General features: G+C 44.1%; 19 protein-coding genes. 9 read left to right on the top strand and 10 right to left on the bottom strand.

Annotation, left to right across the window (positions count from 1 at the left end; translation table 11 throughout):
- Positions 1 to 213 precede the first annotated feature (213 nt).
- Complete coding sequence (locus tag PU629_RS08445) at positions 214 to 528, top strand: thioredoxin family protein (RefSeq protein ID WP_275283837.1); 315 nt, start codon at positions 214 to 216, stop codon at positions 526 to 528.
- Between the two features lie 56 nt (positions 529 to 584).
- Here the strand turns inward: PU629_RS08445 and PU629_RS08440 are convergent, their stop codons facing one another.
- Entirely contained in the window at positions 585 to 710 is a 126-nt protein-coding gene (locus PU629_RS08440) for a hypothetical protein (RefSeq protein WP_275283836.1), read from the bottom strand.
- Positions 711 to 1,009: 299 nt separating this feature from the next.
- Here PU629_RS08440 and PU629_RS08435 point away from each other — a divergent pair, with 299 nt between their 5' ends.
- Positions 1,010 to 2,035 carry a mechanosensitive ion channel family protein gene (locus PU629_RS08435; RefSeq protein ID WP_275283835.1) on the top strand — a complete coding sequence of 342 codons (1,026 nt, stop codon included), beginning with the start codon at positions 1,010 to 1,012 and terminating at the stop codon, positions 2,033 to 2,035.
- 212 nt (positions 2,036 to 2,247) lie between these two features.
- Here PU629_RS08435 and PU629_RS08430 read toward each other — a convergent pair whose 3' ends face one another.
- From PU629_RS08430 to PU629_RS08415, 4 genes are all read right to left on the bottom strand, one after another.
- On the bottom strand, positions 2,248 to 3,117 hold the full coding sequence (locus tag PU629_RS08430; protein WP_275283834.1) for a CvfB family protein: 870 nt from the start codon (positions 3,115 to 3,117) through the stop codon (positions 2,248 to 2,250).
- 126 nt (positions 3,118 to 3,243) lie between these two features.
- The gene (locus PU629_RS08425; protein WP_275283833.1) at positions 3,244 to 4,422 is read right to left on the bottom strand and encodes a GerAB/ArcD/ProY family transporter; all 1,179 of its coding nucleotides are present in this window, start codon (positions 4,420 to 4,422) and stop codon (positions 3,244 to 3,246) included.
- Positions 4,422 to 5,570 (bottom strand): Ger(x)C family spore germination protein, encoded by a 1,149-nt coding sequence (locus tag PU629_RS08420; protein WP_275283832.1) that lies wholly within the window; start codon positions 5,568 to 5,570, stop codon positions 4,422 to 4,424. The genes PU629_RS08425 and PU629_RS08420 overlap by 1 nt, the downstream gene beginning before the upstream one ends.
- On the bottom strand, positions 5,563 to 7,149 hold the full coding sequence (locus tag PU629_RS08415; RefSeq protein WP_275283831.1) for a spore germination protein: 1,587 nt from the start codon (positions 7,147 to 7,149) through the stop codon (positions 5,563 to 5,565). Before PU629_RS08415 ends, PU629_RS08420 begins: the two co-directional genes overlap by 8 nt.
- A 230-nt stretch (positions 7,150 to 7,379) precedes the next feature.
- Between PU629_RS08415 and dinB the strand changes: the two genes are divergently transcribed.
- The 3 genes from dinB to PU629_RS08400 all read left to right on the top strand — a co-directional run bounded on the left by dinB (position 7,380) and on the right by PU629_RS08400 (position 9,542).
- Positions 7,380 to 8,612 (top strand): DNA polymerase IV, encoded by a 1,233-nt coding sequence (gene dinB, locus PU629_RS08410; RefSeq protein ID WP_275283830.1) that lies wholly within the window; start codon positions 7,380 to 7,382, stop codon positions 8,610 to 8,612.
- A 55-nt stretch (positions 8,613 to 8,667) separates the two neighbouring features.
- Positions 8,668 to 9,018, top strand: a complete 351-nt coding sequence (locus PU629_RS08405; protein WP_275283829.1) for a YolD-like family protein — start codon at positions 8,668 to 8,670, stop codon at positions 9,016 to 9,018.
- Between the two features lie 116 nt (positions 9,019 to 9,134).
- Positions 9,135 to 9,542, top strand: a complete 408-nt coding sequence (locus PU629_RS08400; RefSeq protein ID WP_275283828.1) for a VWA-like domain-containing protein — start codon at positions 9,135 to 9,137, stop codon at positions 9,540 to 9,542.
- A gap of 521 nt (positions 9,543 to 10,063) precedes the next feature.
- Here the strand turns inward: PU629_RS08400 and PU629_RS08395 are convergent.
- From PU629_RS08395 to PU629_RS08375, 5 genes are all read right to left on the bottom strand, one after another.
- Positions 10,064 to 10,300, bottom strand: coding sequence for a hypothetical protein (locus PU629_RS08395; RefSeq protein WP_275283827.1), 237 nt, complete (start codon positions 10,298 to 10,300; stop codon positions 10,064 to 10,066).
- Between the two features lie 334 nt (positions 10,301 to 10,634).
- Complete coding sequence (locus PU629_RS08390; RefSeq protein ID WP_275283826.1) at positions 10,635 to 11,198, bottom strand: DJ-1/PfpI family protein; 564 nt, start codon at positions 11,196 to 11,198, stop codon at positions 10,635 to 10,637.
- Between the two features lie 216 nt (positions 11,199 to 11,414).
- Positions 11,415 to 11,933 (bottom strand): GNAT family N-acetyltransferase, encoded by a 519-nt coding sequence (locus PU629_RS08385; protein WP_275283825.1) that lies wholly within the window; start codon positions 11,931 to 11,933, stop codon positions 11,415 to 11,417.
- 26 nt (positions 11,934 to 11,959) lie between these two features.
- Positions 11,960 to 12,757 carry an SDR family NAD(P)-dependent oxidoreductase gene (locus tag PU629_RS08380; protein WP_275283824.1) on the bottom strand — a complete coding sequence of 266 codons (798 nt, stop codon included), beginning with the start codon at positions 12,755 to 12,757 and terminating at the stop codon, positions 11,960 to 11,962.
- An 85-nt stretch (positions 12,758 to 12,842) separates the two neighbouring features.
- Entirely contained in the window at positions 12,843 to 13,835 is a 993-nt protein-coding gene (locus tag PU629_RS08375; RefSeq protein WP_275283823.1) for an MBL fold metallo-hydrolase, read from the bottom strand.
- A 413-nt stretch (positions 13,836 to 14,248) separates the two neighbouring features.
- Between PU629_RS08375 and PU629_RS08370 the strand changes: the two genes are divergently transcribed.
- From PU629_RS08370 to ytxJ, 4 genes are all read left to right on the top strand, one after another.
- Positions 14,249 to 14,986, top strand: a complete 738-nt coding sequence (locus PU629_RS08370; protein ID WP_275283822.1) for a glycerophosphodiester phosphodiesterase — start codon at positions 14,249 to 14,251, stop codon at positions 14,984 to 14,986.
- Between the two features lie 350 nt (positions 14,987 to 15,336).
- Positions 15,337 to 16,305: an alpha/beta hydrolase gene (locus PU629_RS08365; RefSeq protein WP_275283821.1), complete on the top strand. Its 969-nt coding sequence runs from the start codon at positions 15,337 to 15,339 to the stop codon at positions 16,303 to 16,305.
- A 159-nt stretch (positions 16,306 to 16,464) separates the two neighbouring features.
- A complete protein-coding gene (gene namA / locus PU629_RS08360; RefSeq protein WP_275283820.1) occupies positions 16,465 to 17,493 on the top strand; it encodes an NADPH dehydrogenase NamA in 1,029 nt (342 codons plus the stop codon).
- Between the two features lie 164 nt (positions 17,494 to 17,657).
- Complete coding sequence (ytxJ, locus tag PU629_RS08355) at positions 17,658 to 17,999, top strand: bacillithiol system redox-active protein YtxJ (protein WP_275283819.1); 342 nt, start codon at positions 17,658 to 17,660, stop codon at positions 17,997 to 17,999.
- Positions 18,000 to 19,732 lie beyond the last annotated feature (1,733 nt).

Genomic DNA, 19,732 nt, shown 5'->3' with positions numbered 1-19,732 from the left:
CCTTAATTGTTTTAGGTAGGCCGAGCATAGAAACACCCATCTACTTTTTCCCTAATTTTTTGCCTTGTTTTGAGGCGAGCCATTGAACATCCTGCCTACCTCTCTCTTTCATTAAGCATTGAGCAAGTTTATTTTGTTCAACCGACTAGTTTGTTATGATAATAAGCAATAATAGATATAGGATTCTCATTTATTTTAGAAAGTAGGGAGACTATGCAAGTAATTGATAAAAAAGAAACTTTTGAAGAGCTTATTAACGGTGATAAAGTTATCGTTAAATTTGAAGCAGATTGGTGTCCAGACTGCAAACGACTAAATATGTTCATTGGTGAGATTATGGAGGATTTCAGTTCGGTTGGCTGGTATGAAATTAACCGCGATCAATTCCCAGAAATCGCTGACAAGTATCAGGTGATGGGAATTCCTAGCCTCCTTATTTTTGAAAAAGGCGAGAAATTAGCCCACCTCCATAGCGCTAATGCTAAAACACCCGAAGAAGTTCGTGAATTTCTAGAGAATAACCTCTAATCTAAAGGAACCCATAAAAAAAAGCGCCCTGGGCGCTTTTTTTTATGGGTTCTCGTTTAAGTAGAAGGACGGTTAGGACCTTCTACTTTTTTATCTCCATAGCCAGGTTGATTTTCTTCATTCGTTCGATTTCCTTTAGCGTTGTTTTCTTTTACATAAGGGCTTTTTTGTTTACGATCCACTAGCACTCACCTCCATTTAATAATGTCTACCAATTACCTTCACTTCATTCTTCTTACCTCTTCTTTGTCACACTTATTATTTTGCAGCTTAGAAAAAACACGTTATGTGCAACTTGAAGCCGCTGATAAGTCTTAAGGACCTCTTGCTTGAAGCTTCATCGTAAGCGCCTTCTAGGTCCTTCATCGTGCTGGTTTTCTAACTGTCTATCCTTTTCACGTTTTTCCCTACCGCCGTTGTCAGCTGGCACTCCTTAAAATCCTCATCATAATATAAGTTATAAAAAGGAGGTGGGTGTCCAATGAAATTGTGGTCAGCCTGGGGACAGCTGCTTCACTGGCCATATTGGGGAGTAACAGGTGCCAGTGTTCTTCTCTTAATGGGTATTTTATTAAAAGTTTCGCATCTCAACACTTTCCTTTTAATGGTTAAGGCACCGTATAAAAAATACGCTAGGTTATTCTTCCGTAACCTCAAGCTCCCCTTGCAATGGATTTTAATTCTCTCCAGTTTTCTTTTGCTGCTCTATCATGGACACTTTATCCAAATCCATTCCCCTTTTCTTCTCCACTTATTGCAAACCGTCTTAATTCTGCTTATTGTATGGAGCATTTGGCGCCAAACCACGAATACAAAAGAATGGATCATCCTCTATAGCGAAGAATTTAATCATTCCTTTCACAAAATCGCCGTTCCCATTATTCGAAGAGGGGCACGCCTAGTTATTTTTTCGATTGTTTTGGTTGTCTTCTCTTATGTATGGGGCTTTAGTGCACAGAACCTTCTCACAGGAATGGGTGTTATTGGAGTGATTGTCTCCATCAGTTTTCAAGATATTATTAAAAACTCATTTAGTGCCTTTATGCTGTTAGTTAATAAAGTCTTTGATATCGGGGATTCGATTCAGATTGACCAAACAAGCGGCACTGTGGAGGCGATCTCTCTGCGCTTTACCACCATTCGCACCCGCGAGCACGGGGTCGTAACCATCCCCAACAATCGGATGGCAGACTCAGATTTAATCAATTGGTCCAAACGCGACCGGCAGTTGGTTCAACTCGATTTTTCTCTTGGCGGGAAGCCTTCCTTAGAAACGTTATATAAATGTATCCAGCTTACTAAAACTAAATTAGCACTTAAGAACACGATTTACCCCGAAAGCCTTCGCTGCCAGTTCGACACTTCAGGAGGGACCAACATCACCCTTTCCTTTCTATTCGATGTTCGAACAACGGATGATCAAGACATGCAAGCCATTAAATTAGATTGTTATCAAGACATTACCGCCTTATTAAATCAAAATAAGCTGTTATCAACCGACTCCTAAAAGGGATAGGTTAGCTACCTTACTAAAACAAAAAGGCTGTTTTAGTAAACTTTGTTGTTTTTTTAGGCTCCAATAAGCTCGCTTTCCGCGGGCAATCCTTGAGCCTTGGCAAAATACGCCTGCGGGGTCTCGCCTACTTCCACCTATTTTTTATCAAATAGCAACCATCTTTGAAAAAAGAGCCAACAAAAAAAGAAGGGTTTCCCCTCCTTTTATTGTTTATCCTTTTTGTCCATCGTATAGGTCCAGCCTTCTTCTTGATAAACTTTGCCTTGTTTCATCAATCGACCGAGTGCGCGTTTGAAAGCAGATTTGCTCAGGTTAAAGCGGGCTTCGATTAAATCCGCAGGGGTCTTATCCCAATAAGGCATCCCGCCGCCTCTTCCCTCCAGGTAAGAAAGAATCGCTTCAGCATCCTCATCCAATGCTTCGTGAGACCGCTTGAGCAGAGAGAGATTAACGCGGCCATCCTCTTTAACAGCAATAATCCGGCCGCTCACTCTTTCCCCTAAGCGCAATACTCCTCGACGTTCCGATTCATGATTAAATCCGATAAACCCTTCATCTGTATAAATATGTGCGCCTTCTTCTACAAGTTTATAGATGGTTCCTTCAATATCCTTGTTAAAATCGGCTTCTGTGGCTCGCTTTGAGAGATCCTCAATGACTTCAAAGGTAGCCATCTCGGCAAATAAACGTCCTTTCTTATCAACTTTTAATGTACAGTAGAGCGTATCTCCGGGCTTCGGCCATTCTTCATAAGAATAAGGCAGATCATCACGTGATACTAACAGATCTTTCGCGATACCGATTGAGACAAACACTCCATATTTATGGTGTACATCAACCACTTTAACCCAGTCATACGTCCCTACTGTAATAATCGGTGTTGCCATGGTTGCTGCAAGCCTGCCCTGATGATCGGAATAAAGAAACACATCGATCATCTGTTCGAGAGAAACATCCTCCGTCAGCTCATTTTTATGTAATAGTACTTCCTCTTTACCATCGCTCAAAAAATAACCGAACGGTGCTTCCCGCTTCACTTGAAGCTTGAGCTGCTGCCCCGCTTGAAAACTCATAAACAAAGTCCTTTCTGCATCCTGCGTTCATTTCCTCATTATAGCATGTCTATAAACCTTAAATACGTTCTAATTTAGATTTTCGGGACTCATCACTTCATTTCATAGCTCCCAAGGTTAGCGTTTTTAGCTCGAAACCGTTTGTCCGTTCTTATTTTTGTCAGCGGCTTGTTGGCTCTCTTTTGGCGGGCCTGGTTGTCCTTTCTTTCGAATCACCGCGAGCATGAGCGTGCAAATTGGAATGCCTAATAACGTGACCCAAGAAACCGGCGCTAAATAAACCGTTACAACCTCTTCCATCGTCCGCTCCAAATTAAAAGCCCAGGCGATGAGTCCGATGATCACCGCTGTTGGCAATACAAATAAACGAAAGTGATCGCGAGGCAGATTAAATAACCGCGCCCAGCTCGTGGCCAATCCCCACAGATGATTAGAGGTAAATACGACATTAAACACGACGGAAATGATGATCATACTGACCCCCACCCGCTCAATAATAAATCCTTCAAGATAGATCTCCCTGAAAAGAAATGGGAAACTCCACTGAATGCGCTGGACCAGTTCCCAACCTAACATCGTTACAATGGTGAGGAGTCCCACCATAATAAGCAAGCCGTTCATAACCATTGAAATCACCGGGTACCAAAAGGATCGTTTCGTTTTTTTATAATAGGGACTCAGCATTTGAAAAAAATTAAACCCAAACAGCATCGGCATCGTTTCATACGCGCCATTAAAGACATTAAACCAGTTATCAATATGGTGAAAAAGACCAAAAGGGGTATATTCGAATAAAGCGGTTAAAAAGGTCAGCAGCAGACCTAGCGTAACCGGCGGATTAAAAATCGCACTGATCCGAGCAAGCGTTTGAACTCCTAATCGCGCTCCATATACCGAAACAGCCAAAAATAGAATAATGAGCACAAATGGCGGCGTATTCGGCATGTAAAGGGCCCCTACCAAAAACACAAACATCCGAATCCCTACCGCCACAAAAAAGATGTAAACTAGGACATACAGGACCCCAATTCCTTTTCCAATCCACTTTCCAAATACAATCGCCAGGTAGTCAATCCCGGTATCCTCTGGAAAACGATGATTAAGACGTCCTTGAACCCATGCAATCACAAAGCCTGCCGCCACCAACAGCCCCACTGACCATTGAGCATCTAACTGACTCGCATTAACCATAATCCTCGGGAATACCCAAAATAACAAGGGCAAGAAAGAACCGCATGTCAGTTGAATCACTTGAAAAGGAGTCAGCATAGCTTGAACCGGGTATTTTTCTGCTTTTGGGTCCATTAGGTTAATTCTCCCTTCCCAGTGATTTTAAAATTAACTGTCACATGCAGGTCACTATCCGAAAAGACATCATCCCACCTTGTAAACAGTTGGTCATTTCTAAATAGTTGTGAATCATGAAGCATTACTAGGCGTCCAAATCCATAAGGGTCCACCTTCCATCCTTGAACCTTTTTAAAAGTAGAAAACACTTCTTCCTTAATCCTTTTTTGAGTTTCTTCCTGTATTCGGTTTAGAACTTGAGGAGTAATAACCTGATCTCCCTCTGTTGGATTCTGAACAATATTCCCTTCCGCCTTGATCACCATATAAAGCTGATAGCGGCCATTTATTTTCCGATAAGACAAATGCGCATGATTGCGGACCACTTCAACTCCTGTTGGATGATCGGAATCCTGAACAACCATTTGCATTTTCTGAACCTTTGAAACGCCCCAACTATATCCTCTCGCCTCATCTTCAATAAGGTCACCTTTCCAAGTGTATTTATTAAAAACCGAGATTCCGCTAAAGATTAACTTCTTGCTCTGATCCAAGTTCACAAGCGGAAGCACCTCGGAAATGCCGTAGCCGTAAACATCTCGGAAAAAGACCCATAAAGGGATCGGACGCTCAAAGCCGCTTGTTTTAACATCTCGTACCCGGCTCCTTAAAAAAATCGAAACGGGTTCATCTGTTATTTCAGGTGAGGTCAAGATTCCCTCAGCAGAATCCGGTGTGATAAATAAACTAGCCGTATTAGGGATTCGACTGTTCCGGAACACTTCGGTTAAAATTTCTTTCGTTTGATCCGATGTAAGCTCTTCATTCAAGACGATCGATTGCAGATTTCCAAAGAATAAGGTTCGATCCAAATGTTCTTGTGCCTTGGCAATGGCCGACCCCATTGTGTCACTTTTGACCTTAATATTTATTGTAGTAGGCGGTTCGGTACTCTCACTTGAAGGATCTGATGTTCCGCCGCTCAGCACGCCTGGCATACTTGGAATTTGAAAAGTAATTTGAAACGAATGACCATCATCCGGATCAATGGCAAAGCCAATAACAGTTGCTGTTTGATCCAAGCGGCGATAATCCCAACACCCTGATAAGACCAGAACTAACAAAATACAAGTACATAATTGTAAAACAAGTTTTCGCTTAGTCATTCCACTCCTCCTCTGGCTTATTCAGTTCAGGATGAGGAAGGGGATCCTTGTAAGTATCAGCTCGTTTATCTTGCTTCGGATGATTACTATCAGATCGCCCCGTCAATCTCCAAAGCGGCAGGCGGATAAACGTATCGCTCCAATCCTTAAAATAACGTCCTCCAAGCGGTGCCAGATAATCGACCCCGAAAGATTTCAGGGAAGCCACATGGTAGAGAAGGACAATATTAGAAAGAAGCATCCCGTAAAACCCTAACAAACAGGTACATAAAAAAACAAAATATTTACATAGACGCCATGTTTGAGCGATTTCGTAGCTTGGCGGCACGAAACTCGCAACGGCGGTAGAAGCTATAATGACAATGAGAATATTGCTGACAAGTCCAGCAGCAACAGTGGCTTGACCGATAACTAAACCGCCAACAATGCCAATGGTTTGACCCATTTGACTAGGCATTCGGAGCGTTGCCTCGCGTAGGATTTCAATAATAAGCTCCATCATGAAAACCTCAATTACGGCCGGAAACGGAACCCCTGCCCGGGACTCTGCAATGCGCAAGCTTAACGTCAGTGGCAAGAACTCAGGATTGTACTCGGTTAAAGCCACATACAGACTTGGAAGCAAAAGCGCAATGATAAATGAAATAACACGCAGCCAACGGATAAAGGAAGCCTCCCAAAAGGTTCGGCCATAGTCTTCCATCGTTTGATAAAAATCCTGTAAAGTAGCGGGGGCAAGCACCGCTGTCGGATCTCCGTCTACCACAATAGCAAACTTACCTTGGCCAATTTCTTTTGAGATGTTATCAACCCGTGAAGTCGGTCGGGTTAACGGAAACGGTGTATAATGCATATCCTTTATCCGCATTTCCACATCGCTTGATTGGTTGACCATATCCACATCAATCGCTTGAATCCGCTGTTTCGCCGTTTCTACCGCTACCGGATTAGCAACACTATCCATATAACAAAGATAAACAGACGTGCAACTTCGCTTCCCCACCGTAAATTTTTTCACTTTAAGAGAGGGGTCTTTAATCCGGCTTCGGATTAACGCGATATTATCTTCACCATTTTCGACCAATCCGATTTGCGTTCCCCGTGTGGAGGTTTCAATGTCTGGCTTCTCCGGTGTCCGCTTCGGAATTGAAATAGTGTTTAAGACAACAATTTTGTCTTCACCCTCAATAAAAAGAACGGTAAGGCCAGCAAGAATATTCGTGATAGCCTCTTCCAACGTATCGCATTCCTTGGCGCTGACCGAATTCACATGTTCCGTCACAAGCTCTCTGGTAAAAGGAATGCCCGCATTAGCCTGATGAAAGTTTTGCAATTTTTGAATGATGTACATCAACTGCTGTTTCTCAACGATCGTTTGAATAAAAATCATACTGGCCCGTTTTCCCGCGAGCCTAAGCGGACGATCTTCCAAATCATCATTATCTTTTAGTATTTTTTTTATATACGCAATCGCCTCATCCAGATTTCCCTTATAAGGCGTTCTTTTCTCTACCGATTGCAGATCCTGTTGTTTTTTAGAGCCCTTGCCTAAGCCTAATAAGGTCTTCATCCAACTCATTTTAATCATCCAATTCTTTACATGATGTCTATTTTAAGGATGAACATAAACCTTACTTTTTATGAAAAATGACCTTCTAAAGGCCAACCTCTACTGAAAAAAATGGCGACTTGAAGAAGTTGCCCCCACTATTTTCTAATAAACATCTTTTTCCATTGAATAACGAACATATTTTCGCATATAATAAAAAAGAAACATACGTTCGCTTATCGTAAGAAAGGGTGGTAGGGGTGCAAGAGCGTATCGTTTTTCTTATTGATATGCAGTCCTTTTATGCCTCCGTTGAAAAGGCCGATCATCCAGAAATTCGCGACCGACCCGTCATTGTATCAGGAGATCCTGAAAGGCGAAGCGGCATCATCCTTGCGGCGTGCCCACTGGCAAAGAAATACGGGGTCAAAACAGCTGAGGCCTTATGGCAGGCCCAAGCTAAATGCCCTCAAGCCGTCATTGTTCGACCGCGCATGCAACGGTATATCGAAATGTCACTCGAAATCACTAAGATTTTTGAACGATTCACAGATTTGGTAGAACCTTATTCCATTGATGAGCAATTTTTAGACGTAACGGGAAGCCAAAAACTTTTTGGCCCTCCACGGGAAATCGCTCACAAAATTCAAAACGCCATTTTGAAGGAGACGCATGTCTATAGCCGGGTGGGAATCGGACCTAACAAAATTTTGGCTAAAATGGCATGCGATAACTTTGCTAAGAAAAATGCAACGGGTATTTTTCAATTAGATCAAACGAATTTAAAGGAAACCTTATGGAGGCTGCCGATTCATAAAATGTTTGGGGTGGGTTCGCGGATGACCGAGCATCTCCGGCGAATGGGGATACGGACGATTGGTCATTTGGCGGAATTCCCATTGGAGCGGCTAAAAAAGCGTTGGGGGATTAATGGAGAGGTCCTTTGGCTGACCGCGAACGGTATTGATCATTCACGAGTAACCGTCCAAACTCATGATACCCAAAAAGCAATTGGCCATCATATGACCCTGCCCCGAGACTATAAAACACTTGAAGAGATTCATGTTGTCTTACTTGAACTGTCTGAAGAGGTCGCCCGTCGCTGCCGAGCAAAAAATTACCAGGGGTACACCCTTTCTGTTGGCGTAAGAGGCATTGACTTCGATCATCCAACAGGCTTTTATCGGCAAATGAAACTGCCCTTTCCAACCAACTTTGGGACCGATATTTACAAACCGGCACTTGATCTTTTTAAACGTCATTGGGACGGTCTGCCCGTTCGAAGCTTAGGTGTGACGCTGTCCGACCTCCAGCCGGCCGATCAATACCAACTCCGGCTGTTTGACTCCCCTATAAAAAAAGAAAAGCTGGGAAAGGCCATGGATATAATCAACGCCAAATACGGCAGTGCCACTTTAGTCCGCGCAGCCTCTCTGCTTGCAGCGGGTCAGGCCTTTGAACGCTCCAAAAAAATTGGCGGACATTATAAATAGAACCATTAGATTTTAGGAGAAAGCCAAAAGATTAGGATTTAGGAGAGAAATGAGGATGAAACGAAACAAACTGACACCCGGATCTAATCTAATGTGGGAGTCCAGCCGAATGATGCTCCCCGAACACAGGGAACAATTTTTAGAGCACCGCCGTGACTTGAGAAAAAATAGCCTTCCCGTTTTAGATGAACAAGAACGGGAACAATTGGACCGGGCTCTGCTGCAAGCCTTTGATACTCAGTCCAATATTGCCTTAACCCTTTTTAACCCCTATCAGAACGAGGTCTGGTATGGACGCATTTTGGCTTTAAATTCTAGACAAAAGCAATTGAAATTTATGACAGAAGATGGCGAACCTAAATGGATTGAGCTTCACTCTATTTTAGAGCTGTCACTTCAACCGTAAAAAGTCAAGGACCATCCTGATGGCTCCCCGTTATTCCAAGCTTTATTCTGAATAGTTTACTTTGCTGGTTATATACTAACAAGGCGCTTTTCATCCAACAGGAGAGGGGACATCCGATGAAGTGGCATCATGCAGTTTTAACCAAAATCAAGGAAAATCAAGAGAAAAAAGTGGCGCTTGCCATTGATACGTCAACGAACGAAACGAAAACCTCGCTTATTCAAAATATCATCCAGTTATTTAAGGAAGTGAAGCCGGACACCCTCCTCGTCCAGGCCGATTATAAATTAAGAGACGTCTCCCCTATTAACGAAGCGACGCTCAAGTGGTATACACACGGGAAATCGTCCTATACAGATGTGCTCGAGTGGGCGGAAAAAGAGCAAATCGATGTCCTCTTTTATATCACGGACGTTACCGGCTACTTTTATGAGAACTTAGAAGTCGGCTATCAAGTAGTCTGGCTTGTCCCGGACACCTATGTTCCCAAAGTCCCTTTTGGCCGAACAATCAAAGTGTCTTAGACTTGGCCAGCCACACTCTAATAGAATGAAAAGAGGACAGGGCTTTTTCTACGGTGTCAAACTTACTAACCCGCTGCCCGAGGCATAATCCTTTGGGGGCACGCCTCGGGTTCACCCTAATCAGCCAAACACGTTGAAACATCCACCGGCAGGACCAAGATGCTTCAGATCCTGAGCAAGAACACAACAACCTTGCACGGTTTATCCTATAAAATTAGCACCCCCAATCCCCTCCTTGTGAAACCATTTATTAAAAGGGCTCCTGATTTCAGGAGCCCTTTATGTGCGTTCGGAGCCTCCACACACCAAATCGAGGTGTTGCGTGAGCGGGCCCCAAGCGTGGGATGGAGGCTCCAATACACTAAATTGAGGCAAGTGCGGAGCGAAAATGGTGGGCAAACTGCACTTTCACACGAAATTGGGCGCTGCGCAAGCCAAAATGGTGGGCATGCCGCTAGCCTCTCATTTCTTAAGCCACAAAAAAACCAACGGTCCATGTGGGTGGATCGCTGGCTTCGTTTTCAGATTCCTTTGTTAATGCTTTCAACGGGCTGTTGAATTTGTGCGGTTGTGTCATGGCCTTTTTGGCGATCATTAAAGGTAGCCATCATGTTGAGCCCCAAACCGATAAAGAAGGTAAATACAGCACCGAGGATGAGACCGCCGCCGAATACATAACCAATCGTATGAGGAAGAACAATGGCCATCAAAATACCGAGACCCGCTTCTACACTACTTAAGTAATTGATTACCCTCATCATGAAAATCACCTCTGGCTTTATTTGTCAAGATTACAAGAATTAGTTTTCAACTTTTCGTCACATTCTATTCACTATTTGTTCACATTTTAACTCTTATTTATTCAGATTGCAAGGGGTCACATTCCAAACAGGCACCTATTTTTATTAAAAAGTTCAATAAAAATAAGGCTTTTCGCCTTTTTGTGCGATAAGCCCCAATTTTATGGCAATATGTGATAAAAGAGATTTTGTGAACAATATTGAACTTAGATTAACTAGTTAATCTTGCCCAAAAAATGGACGCGTACTGAAAATCAGCCTGTTTCAAGATGTGGGTGAAGTAACCCTGCTCTCACTTCGAACTCTCCAGCAGCTTGAGAAATTCTCTCATAAAACCGGGAAGATCGGGCCACGCATGACCAGAAACGAGATTGGCTTCCACATGCAGGGTGTCTTCAGCATAAGTAGCTCCCAGTCCTTCAACATCCGGACGGCAGGCTGTATAAGCCGTCATGGTTGTTCCTTCAAAATAAGCCTTATTTTTTAAAGCAGCGAGAACTAGAACAGCATGACAAATGGCTCCAACGGGCTTCTCTGCCTCAAAAAAATGAGCGACAATGTTTTGCAGATTCGAATCTAGGCGAATGTACTCAGGAGCGCGTCCTCCCGGAATGATCAGCCCATCGTAGTCGGTGGGATCAACTTCCGCAAAAGAGGTATGGGATTCGAGCATATATCCTTTGCTCTCCGTGTAGGTATCCCACCCAACAAAATCATGGATGACCGTTTGTAATTTTTTCTTTGTCGGTGAGGCGATGACCGCTTCTACCCCTGCTTCAAGCAGACGATAATAAGGATAATAGACTTCTAAAGCTTCAACAGCATCCCCCGTCACAATAAGCACTTTCTTTGCCAACCTACTCACTCCTTGTATAATAGTCGTCTCCGTTACTACTATTATGAAGAAGAGCCATAGAAAATGAGATCAAATCGTTTTCTCACTCGGGTCCACTCACTGGCTTGGAAGCAAACGTTTGGGGCAGTCAAAAGCGATGCAGCTGCCCCTCTTGGAAAAAGCCATAGACCAGGCTATCCCGCAAGCTCCCTTCATAATCGATCGCTTATTTGCCGATCATATAAGCGGCTTTTCGTATAGGCTGAAGCCATTGTCTGATAAACCAACATAGGTGAAGCCGCAGCTTTTATAAAAATCATTTAATCGAACATTATGACCGACACAGTCGAGCCTGAGCCACTTAAACGTTGGGTGCTTCCGTCCGTATTCAGCAGCCCACTCAAGCATGGCAGCGCCTATCCCTTGTCCACCAAAATGGCGGTCCGTCGCAATCCGGTGGATAAATAAGGAACTAGTCTCATCCTCCAATTTTTCCTTCCATAAATCAAGGTCCCATTCACCCGGTTTCTCTTGAAGAACAATTGTTCCAGCTAAGCACCCCTCCTTATAAAAAAGAAAGGTTTCACCGGCTTCAATTCCTGCTTTAATCTTGAGGTCGCGAGCTCCTGTTGTGATGTCTTGCCATTGGTTCATTTCTTTTTCTTTTAACCACCTGGCCGTTTCATACAAAAGCGCTTTAACCGTTTCATAGTCTGCCATTGTGCATTGATGGACCGTTAAGTTCTGTGTCTGCATGCTTGCCACCCTTTTTCCTGTTGTCATTATTTTTGATTGATAAACGGGCCGATAAAGCGTTCAAAGAATCCTGGCATTAAGTGATACAGCTTAACCCCTGCCCCCATTGACCAAGGCAGATTTATCTCTCGCTTCGACGTTCCGATCGTTGCCACCACTCGCTTCGCCACTAGTTCCGGGTCGAGCATCCATCGCTTGACTTTGCTCACATAATGGCCATCTTTATCAGCTACTTTAAAAAAGTTCGTTTCGATAGGACCTGGATTAACCGCTGTAACTCGAACCCCTGTTCCAGCAAGTTCCATCCGCAGGCCATTGGTAAACCCTAGGACGGCATGCTTAGTTGCGGAGTAGACGGATGATTTGGGCGTTGCCAATTTTCCCGCTATAGAAGCTATATTGATAATATGGCCTTTTCCTTGTTGAAGCATCTTAGGCAAGAGCATACGAGTTACCGTCATTAACCCAAGCACATTAACACGAAACATCTCTTCAATATCCTCTACTTTCGATTCTGCAAACCAATCAAAGATGCCAAAACCGGCATTATTAATCAAAATGTCAATCACAGGATGATCAAGTTTAATGGTTTCAAAGCAATCCTTCACAGCGGGAAAATTGCCAATGTCAAGCGTATGTACCTCTACCTTAACAGAAAATTGCATTAAGATTTCCTTCTTTAAACGCTCCAATTTATCTGTCGAGCGGGCAATGAGGATCACATTAGCCCCATCTGCCGCACATTCACGGGCCATATGCCGGCCAATACCGCTGGACGCCCCTGTTATAACAGCCGTTTGTCCTTTTAAACGTTGCGCCTTCATTGATCCACTTCACCTTTCCTTTTAAATTTAAGACCTATCTATCCAATCAAACGAGAAACCCATTTACCCGTCAACCTAAACAGGATTAACCCTTTTTAAATACATGTTGGTTCACAAAATAGCGAATAACCGCTTCTTCTGTTCGCTTACCTCGAATCATCCCATCTGCTTCTAACCACTCAAGATGCCCTTGTATTTCGGATAAAACAAGATCCATCTGGGAGAGATAGACATCTGGAAAATAGTGTTTGGCGAGTTCGAAGGTTGTGGCACCTTCATCTGAAATCATGGATAAAATCGTGGCTCGCCTGCGCTCCTGCCCCCTTAATTTGCGAGAAATGAGAGACGTCGTGAATTCAAAGGGCTTCCCATGACCAGGTAAAACTTGTCTAATGGGTAATGCCATCGATTTTTGCAGGGTTTCACGGTATTGAATGAGCGGCCTTGGAGCAGGCTCCCCCTCTTGAAAAGGCGGCTCCATCAAGGCATTAGACGTCACCCTCTCAAGAATGGCATCGCCTGCCACAAACAGACCATCCGCTTCTCTTAATAGAGAATAATGACTTTGCGCATGGCCAAGTGTCTCCATAATCCCCCAGTCTTCAAAATGAGGAAGGCGATCCTTAGGCGTTACGGTTTGAACAATTGGTCTAGCTCCACTAAATTTGACATAATCATTGACGGCAGGAATGTAATGAATGAGATCAGCGGGCACCCCCATTTCTTTTGCTTTATGCCTAAAATAAGCCTCATAGCGTTCAAAGAAAGCCTCATCCCTCGTGAGCCAAGGCACCGCTTTAGGATGCGCATAAAGCGGACAATGCGGCATTCTTGAAACTAAGCCCGTATGATCAGGGTGATGATGCGTCAAAAAAATGGCGGTAATACACTCAGGTGCCCAGCCAAATTGCTGAAGTCCCTTTGTCAACTCCTGCCAGGCCGTTTCCGTGTTCACACCCGCATCAACTAAGAGAAGCTCTTTTTCTTTCTTTATTAAATAAACATTTACGGGTCCAACTGCAAAAGGAGTAGTGAGTTCAATCCCAAAGACATCCTCCGCTATTTGAAAGCTATCCAACTTAAACGCCTCCATTCACCTGAAAAAGAAGATTAGAAATCTTAAGGGCCCTTCTTTTATTATCAAAAAAGTTCGTTTTTCGTGCGACTAGGATGCTCGAAGCAGTAAACTTAAATAAGAGGTCATCTGAAGCTCTGTTTACCACTAAACTTGTCCGTTAGCTGTTCTTCAAGTGGTCGGGGCTCAGGCTAAAAGTGAACGAGCCGCTTTCGGGTGACTGATGCGTCACTCCGTTGCCTTTTCAACCAGCCTTGTCTTATTGTCTCACAATAGATAAGGAATGGTCCCATTAACCTGTTTGCTATTTCCTTTGGTCCATTCTCCACTCTTTTACCATATACTATTAAAGGTTCGTTTTTTTTCGCTGTAATCCTTTTTATTTTTTGATGCCATTTAGATTGGAGTGACCATTTTTGACCATCATATATGCTCACCGCGGTTCTAATGGACAATGTCCTGAAAATACAATGGCTGCCTTTAAGCAGGCTTTAAAAGAAGGCGCCGATGGAATTGAGCTCGACGTTCATTTAACTAAGGACGGCGTCCCCGTCATCATTCATGATGAGACTGTTGACCGTACAAGCAATGGGAATGGATTTGTAAAGGACTATACGCTTAATTCTATAAAACAGCTCAGTATGGGAAGCTGGAAATCCCATCAATATAGAGCCGAGACCATTCCGACACTTGAAGAGTTCTTAGAATGGGTCGCCTCCACTTCACTGCTTATTAATATAGAACTTAAAAATAATATTTTTGCTTATAAAGGAATGGAAAAAGTCGTGTTGAACATGGTGACAGAGCGCGGGTTGTTGAAACGAACGGTCTTCTCGTCCTTCAACCATGAAAGCCTCTACAAAATTCATTTGCTCAATACGGATGCAGAAACCGCCCCTTTATTGGCAAAGCCGCTTCCGATCTCACCAATGGATTATTGTCGTGAACTCGGTGCCAGGGGCATTCACCCTCATTACCGATCGGTGAACAGTCCGTTGATCAGCGAACTGCACGCCAATCACCTCTCCATTCGGCCTTATACCGTTAACCTTCCCCATTTTATGAGGCTGTTGATGGAATGGAATAGCGACGCCCTTATCACCGATTACCCATGGATGGCTGCCAATCTCAAGAAACAACTGAAACAGTCCTAACGTCAATACTTATTCGTTTTTTTCAATCAATTAAGTCAGAGGGGATGACTCAATGGATGAACAGGTATCTGTTCCATCCTTATTCCCCTTAAACAACTATGTGAATAAGTCACTTAGCAATCAATGTCGCTTTGACACCCAAGCTAGAGCTACCCACAACTATCTCATACATATAGACCGCCCGTCCTGTCTTAAAGGCTGGCCCCTATTGTTTTTCTCTTTAGAACAAAAAGAAAACGCTTACTTTTATTGAAATAAACTTCCCTTTTCCTCTCATCTATTGGTACAATACAGAAAACGAGTTCGCTAGAAAGGCATAATGGCCTTAAGTGAGAGGAGTTAACGGTTCTATGAGCACGTATCAACAGCTTCCTATAAAAACGAAACCTAAACGGCCGATTCGAGTCGTCATCACCACACTTGTGATTCTTATTTGCGTAGTGATTATTGCTTGCCTCGGCCTGAGCTACTACATCACCACACAGCTCATTCATCCCAAACATAAATCAGTCACATTAAATCCTGGTGATGTCGGACTGACTTATAAAAATGTAGCCTTTAAAAGTCATGACGGAAAGGTAACGTTAAAAGGCTGGGAAATGCCTGCCGCCACGTCTACCAATAAGTGGATTATCACGTCCCATGGTTACACAGGAAATCGATTAATCTGGCCGACTAATGGCTCGCCAAAGGGAACGCCTGGTCTCGATCTGTTCAAATTTCTTCATGACAATGGCTACAACGTTTTAACCTTTGATTACCGCAACAGCGGGGCGTCAGGAGGAACGACAACAACGGTCGGCTATTATGAACAACAGGATTTATTAGGGGCCATTGATGCGCTCTTAAAAGAAAACCCAAACGCTCAGATTGGTTTAATGGGCTGGTCACAGGGCGCCGCCACGACGCTTCTTACCGCCTACCAAAGTCCAGCTGTGAAAGTCGCTGTCGCAGACTCCTCCTTCTCCAATCTGGGAAGTTACTTAAATACAAACTTGACTCACTGGTCTCATCTGCCAAGCTTTCCGTTTAATCCGCTCATTTTAAAGCTCTGGGTGCCACTGTCCATCCATATTAATCCAAACAACGTGTCACCTATTCAGAGCGCTGAAAAATATAAAGGTCCGCTTCTATTAATTGCTTCAACAAGTGATGGAACCATTCCTTATACAAACAGTCAATCGATCTACCAGGCAACGGAACAAGGAAATGTCACCTTTGACCTCTTCCATGGGCCTGACCACACCATGGAGTTTGTAGACCAGCCTGCCGCTTATGAAAAAGATGTATTGGACTTCTTTAAAAAGAATAATTTTTAGATTCAAGCGTTCCTCCACTTAAAGGGGGAACGTTTTCCAATTGTGGAAGTTCTTAAGCATATTCACTGTTACTGAAAAAGACCTGTGCTATAATTACGCATACTAAGGGAATATTACAGAACAGAATAAAAGATATTAGAGTTAAAGGATGTGCTTTAGATGGGTGAGAGAAAATTATTTACGCCTTATACGATCAAGAATATGACGCTTAAAAATCGCATTATTATGGCGCCAATGTGCATGTACAGCTGCTACGATAAAAGCGGTTTCGTCAATGACTGGCACATCACACACTATACAAGCCGTGCGGTTGGACAGGTCGGCCTTGTGATCGTTGAGGCGACTGCTGTAACCGCACAAGGACGTATCTCCATGCAGGATCTTGGCATTTGGAGCGATGACCACATTTCAGGGCTTAAGAAGCTCGTTGAACTCAACCACATGAACAACAGTAAAATCGGGATCCAATTAAATCACGCCGGTCGAAAGGCGGATATTGAAGAATCCATTATTGCGCCATCCGCCCTCGAATTTAGTGACGCTTATCAAACGCCAAAAGAAATGACCAAAGAGGACATTAAAGCAACGGTCGGAGCCTTTAAAGAAGCCGCTCGCCGGGCTGACGAAGCAGGCTTTGATCTCATTGAACTCCACGCAGCCCACGGCTATTTAATTAACCAATTCCTCTCCCCGCTTTCGAATAAACGAACGGACGAATACGGCGGGAGCTTAGAAAACCGCTATCGCTTCTTATCCGAGGTGATTGACGCGGTCAAAACCGTTTGGAAAAACAAGCCTATTTTTGTAAGGGTTTCAGCAACGGATCACTTAGAAGGCGGCAGCACACCGGATGATCACGTTTATTATGCTAAGAAAATGAAGGAACAAGGGATCGACTTAATTGATGTCAGCACCGGTGCGGTTGCTCCAGCCAAAATTGATGTTTTTCCTGGATACCAAGTCCCTTATGCCGATAAAATAAAACATGAAGCGGATATCGCAACAGGAGCAGTTGGCTTAATCCTAAACGGCGTTCAAGCTGAAGAAATCTTGAAAAATGACCGAGCCGACCTCATCATTATCGCTCGTGCTCTCTTAAGAAATCCCTATTGGGCCTATGACGCTGCCAAGGAGCTTGGCATAACACTCGAAGGTCCTGTTCAATATCAGCGCGGATGGAATTTTTAAAAGCTAGAGCTTGCCCCTAAGACCATTATCTTTTATTTAACGGACATAGAACATGAATGCCCTTCAGCGCCGTATAAAATCTGAAATTTGGCCCCAAGTGACAGGTAACCAGACTCCATGTCCGTTGCAAAGTTCAGTTAATCTAATTAAAAGGTGGAGATAACATGGCAAATTTACGCGAGATCACGTCTGAGGACGATTGGAAAGCGCTTCTTGATGATTCAAGCGAGAAGCCGGTTGTTCTTTTGAAGCACAGCACAACATGCCCAATCAGTGCGAATGCTTGGAACGAATTTAATCACACATTAGAAGAATTAGAAGCAAAAGGCGTTGAAACCGCCTATGTCAAGGTCATTGAGTCCCGCCCCGTTTCACTGAAAATTGCGGATGAACTTGGCGTTACCCATCAATCCCCGCAAGCGATCCTGATCAAAAATAAACAAGCGACTTGGAATACCTCTCATTGGGACATCACGCACGATGCCCTTTTGAAAGAAGTCCAATAAAAAACAAAACTCGGAAAAGCAAGTTAAGTAGCCTACTAAAGAACACAAAAAGCACCGTTACTCGCGGTGCTTTTTTATATAGAAATACTTTTTGAACTAAAGCTTCCGTTAGAAGAAGTGATTAATTAGACTATTTAAGTTCTTATAACACCACTGATAATGCCCATCATCACAGTTTTTAGCTGACTCACTCACTCTATTGGGCGTTCATACCCTCGATGAACGCCCTTCTTGCTTGCCCTCAACCCTATTTTGGCGTTCATACCCTCGTTGAACGCCTTTCTTGCCTGCCCTCAGCCTTATTTTGGCGTTCATACCCTCGATGAACGCCCTTCTTGCCTACTCTCAACCCTATTTTGGCGTTCATACCCTTGATGAACGCCTTTCCGGCTGCCTCACTCCCTCTTTTTGGCGTTCATCCCCTTGATGAACGCCCTTCTTGCCTGCTCTCAACCCTATTTTGGCGTTCATACCCTTGATGAACGCCCTTCTTGCCTGCTCTCAGCCCAATTTTGGCGTTCATACCCTTGATGAACGCCCTTCTTGCCTGCTCTCAACCCTATTTTGGCGTTCATCCCCTCGATGAACGCCCTTCCGGCTGCCTCATCCACTTATTTTGGCGTTCATACCCTTGATGAACGCCCTTCTTAACTGCTCTCAACCTTATTTTGGCGTTCATACCCTTGATGAACGCCCTTTCGGCTGCCTCATCCACTCATTTTGGCGTTCATCCCCTCGATGAACGCCCTTCTTGCCTGCTCTCAACCTTATTTTGGCGTTCATTCCGTCGATGAACGCCTTTCTTGCCTACTCTCAGCCCAATTTTGGCGTTCATACCCTCAATGAACGCCCTTCCGGCTGCCTCATCCACTTATTTTGGCGTTCATACCCTTGATGAACACCCTTCCAGCTGACTCACCCACTCATTTTGGCGTTCATACCCTCAATGAACGCCCTTCCGGCTGCCTCATCCACTTATTTTGGCGTTCATCCCCTCGATGAACGCCCTTCTTACCTGGCCTCAACCCTATTTTGGCGTTCATACCCTCGATGAACGCCCTTCTTGCCTACTCTCAGCCCAATTTTGGCGTTCATACCCTCAATGAACGCCCTTCCGGCTGCCTCATCCACTTATTTTGGCGTTCATACCCTTGATGAACACCCTTCCAGCTGACTCACCCACTCATTTTGGCGTTCATACCCTTGATGAACGCCTTTTCGGATGCTCCACTCCCTCTTTTTGGCGTTCATACCCTCGATGAACGCCTTTCTTGCCTGCTCTCAACCCTATTTTGGCGTTCATACCCTCGATGAACGCCTTTCTTGCCTGCTCTCAACCCTATTTTGGCGTTCATACCCTTGATGAACGCCTTTTCGGATGCTCCACTCCCTCTTTTTGGCGTTCATACCCTCGATGAACGCCCTTACAGCTGCCTCACTCCCTCTTTTTGGCGTTCATACCCTTGATGAACGCCCTTCCGGCTGCCTCATCCACTTATTTTGGCGTTCATACCCTTGATGAACGCCCTTCTTGCCTGCCCTCAGCCTTATTTTGGCGTTCATTCCGTCGATGAACGCCCTTCTTGCCTACTCTCAGCCCAATTTTGGCGTTCATACCCTCAATGAACGCCCTTCCGGCTGCCTCATCCACTTATTTTGGCGTTCATCCCCTCGATGAACGCCCTTCTTACCTGGCCTCAACCCTATTTTGGCGTTCATACCCTTGATGAACG

The sequence above is a fragment of the Pullulanibacillus sp. KACC 23026 genome (genome assembly GCF_029094525.1).
GTDB lineage: Bacteria > Bacillota > Bacilli > Bacillales > Sporolactobacillaceae > KACC-23026.
Note: the sequence above shows the minus strand (reverse complement) of the source record. Positions and strands in the feature narration are given on the sequence as shown.

What these genes read in the sequence shown, in the direction of transcription:
- PU629_RS08445 (WP_275283837.1), top strand. Translation starts at nt 214, where the DNA reads ATGCAAGTAATTGATAAAAAAGAAACTTTTGAAGAGCTTATTAACGGT.
- PU629_RS08435 (WP_275283835.1), top strand. Translation starts at nt 1,010, where the DNA reads ATGAAATTGTGGTCAGCCTGGGGACAGCTGCTTCACTGGCCATATTGG.
- PU629_RS08430 (WP_275283834.1), bottom strand. Translation starts at nt 3,117, where the DNA reads ATGAGTTTTCAAGCGGGGCAGCAGCTCAAGCTTCAAGTGAAGCGGGAA.
- PU629_RS08425 (WP_275283833.1), bottom strand. Translation starts at nt 4,422, where the DNA reads ATGGACCCAAAAGCAGAAAAATACCCGGTTCAAGCTATGCTGACTCCT.
- PU629_RS08420 (WP_275283832.1), bottom strand. Translation starts at nt 5,570, where the DNA reads ATGACTAAGCGAAAACTTGTTTTACAATTATGTACTTGTATTTTGTTA.
- PU629_RS08415 (WP_275283831.1), bottom strand. Translation starts at nt 7,149, where the DNA reads ATGAGTTGGATGAAGACCTTATTAGGCTTAGGCAAGGGCTCTAAAAAA.
- PU629_RS08405 (WP_275283829.1), top strand. Translation starts at nt 8,668, where the DNA reads ATGAAACGAAACAAACTGACACCCGGATCTAATCTAATGTGGGAGTCC.
- PU629_RS08400 (WP_275283828.1), top strand. Translation starts at nt 9,135, where the DNA reads ATGAAGTGGCATCATGCAGTTTTAACCAAAATCAAGGAAAATCAAGAG.
- PU629_RS08395 (WP_275283827.1), bottom strand. Translation starts at nt 10,300, where the DNA reads ATGAGGGTAATCAATTACTTAAGTAGTGTAGAAGCGGGTCTCGGTATT.
- PU629_RS08385 (WP_275283825.1), bottom strand. Translation starts at nt 11,933, where the DNA reads ATGCAGACACAGAACTTAACGGTCCATCAATGCACAATGGCAGACTAT.
- PU629_RS08380 (WP_275283824.1), bottom strand. Translation starts at nt 12,757, where the DNA reads ATGAAGGCGCAACGTTTAAAAGGACAAACGGCTGTTATAACAGGGGCG.
- PU629_RS08365 (WP_275283821.1), top strand. Translation starts at nt 15,337, where the DNA reads ATGAGCACGTATCAACAGCTTCCTATAAAAACGAAACCTAAACGGCCG.
- namA (WP_275283820.1), top strand. Translation starts at nt 16,465, where the DNA reads ATGGGTGAGAGAAAATTATTTACGCCTTATACGATCAAGAATATGACG.
- ytxJ (WP_275283819.1), top strand. Translation starts at nt 17,658, where the DNA reads ATGGCAAATTTACGCGAGATCACGTCTGAGGACGATTGGAAAGCGCTT.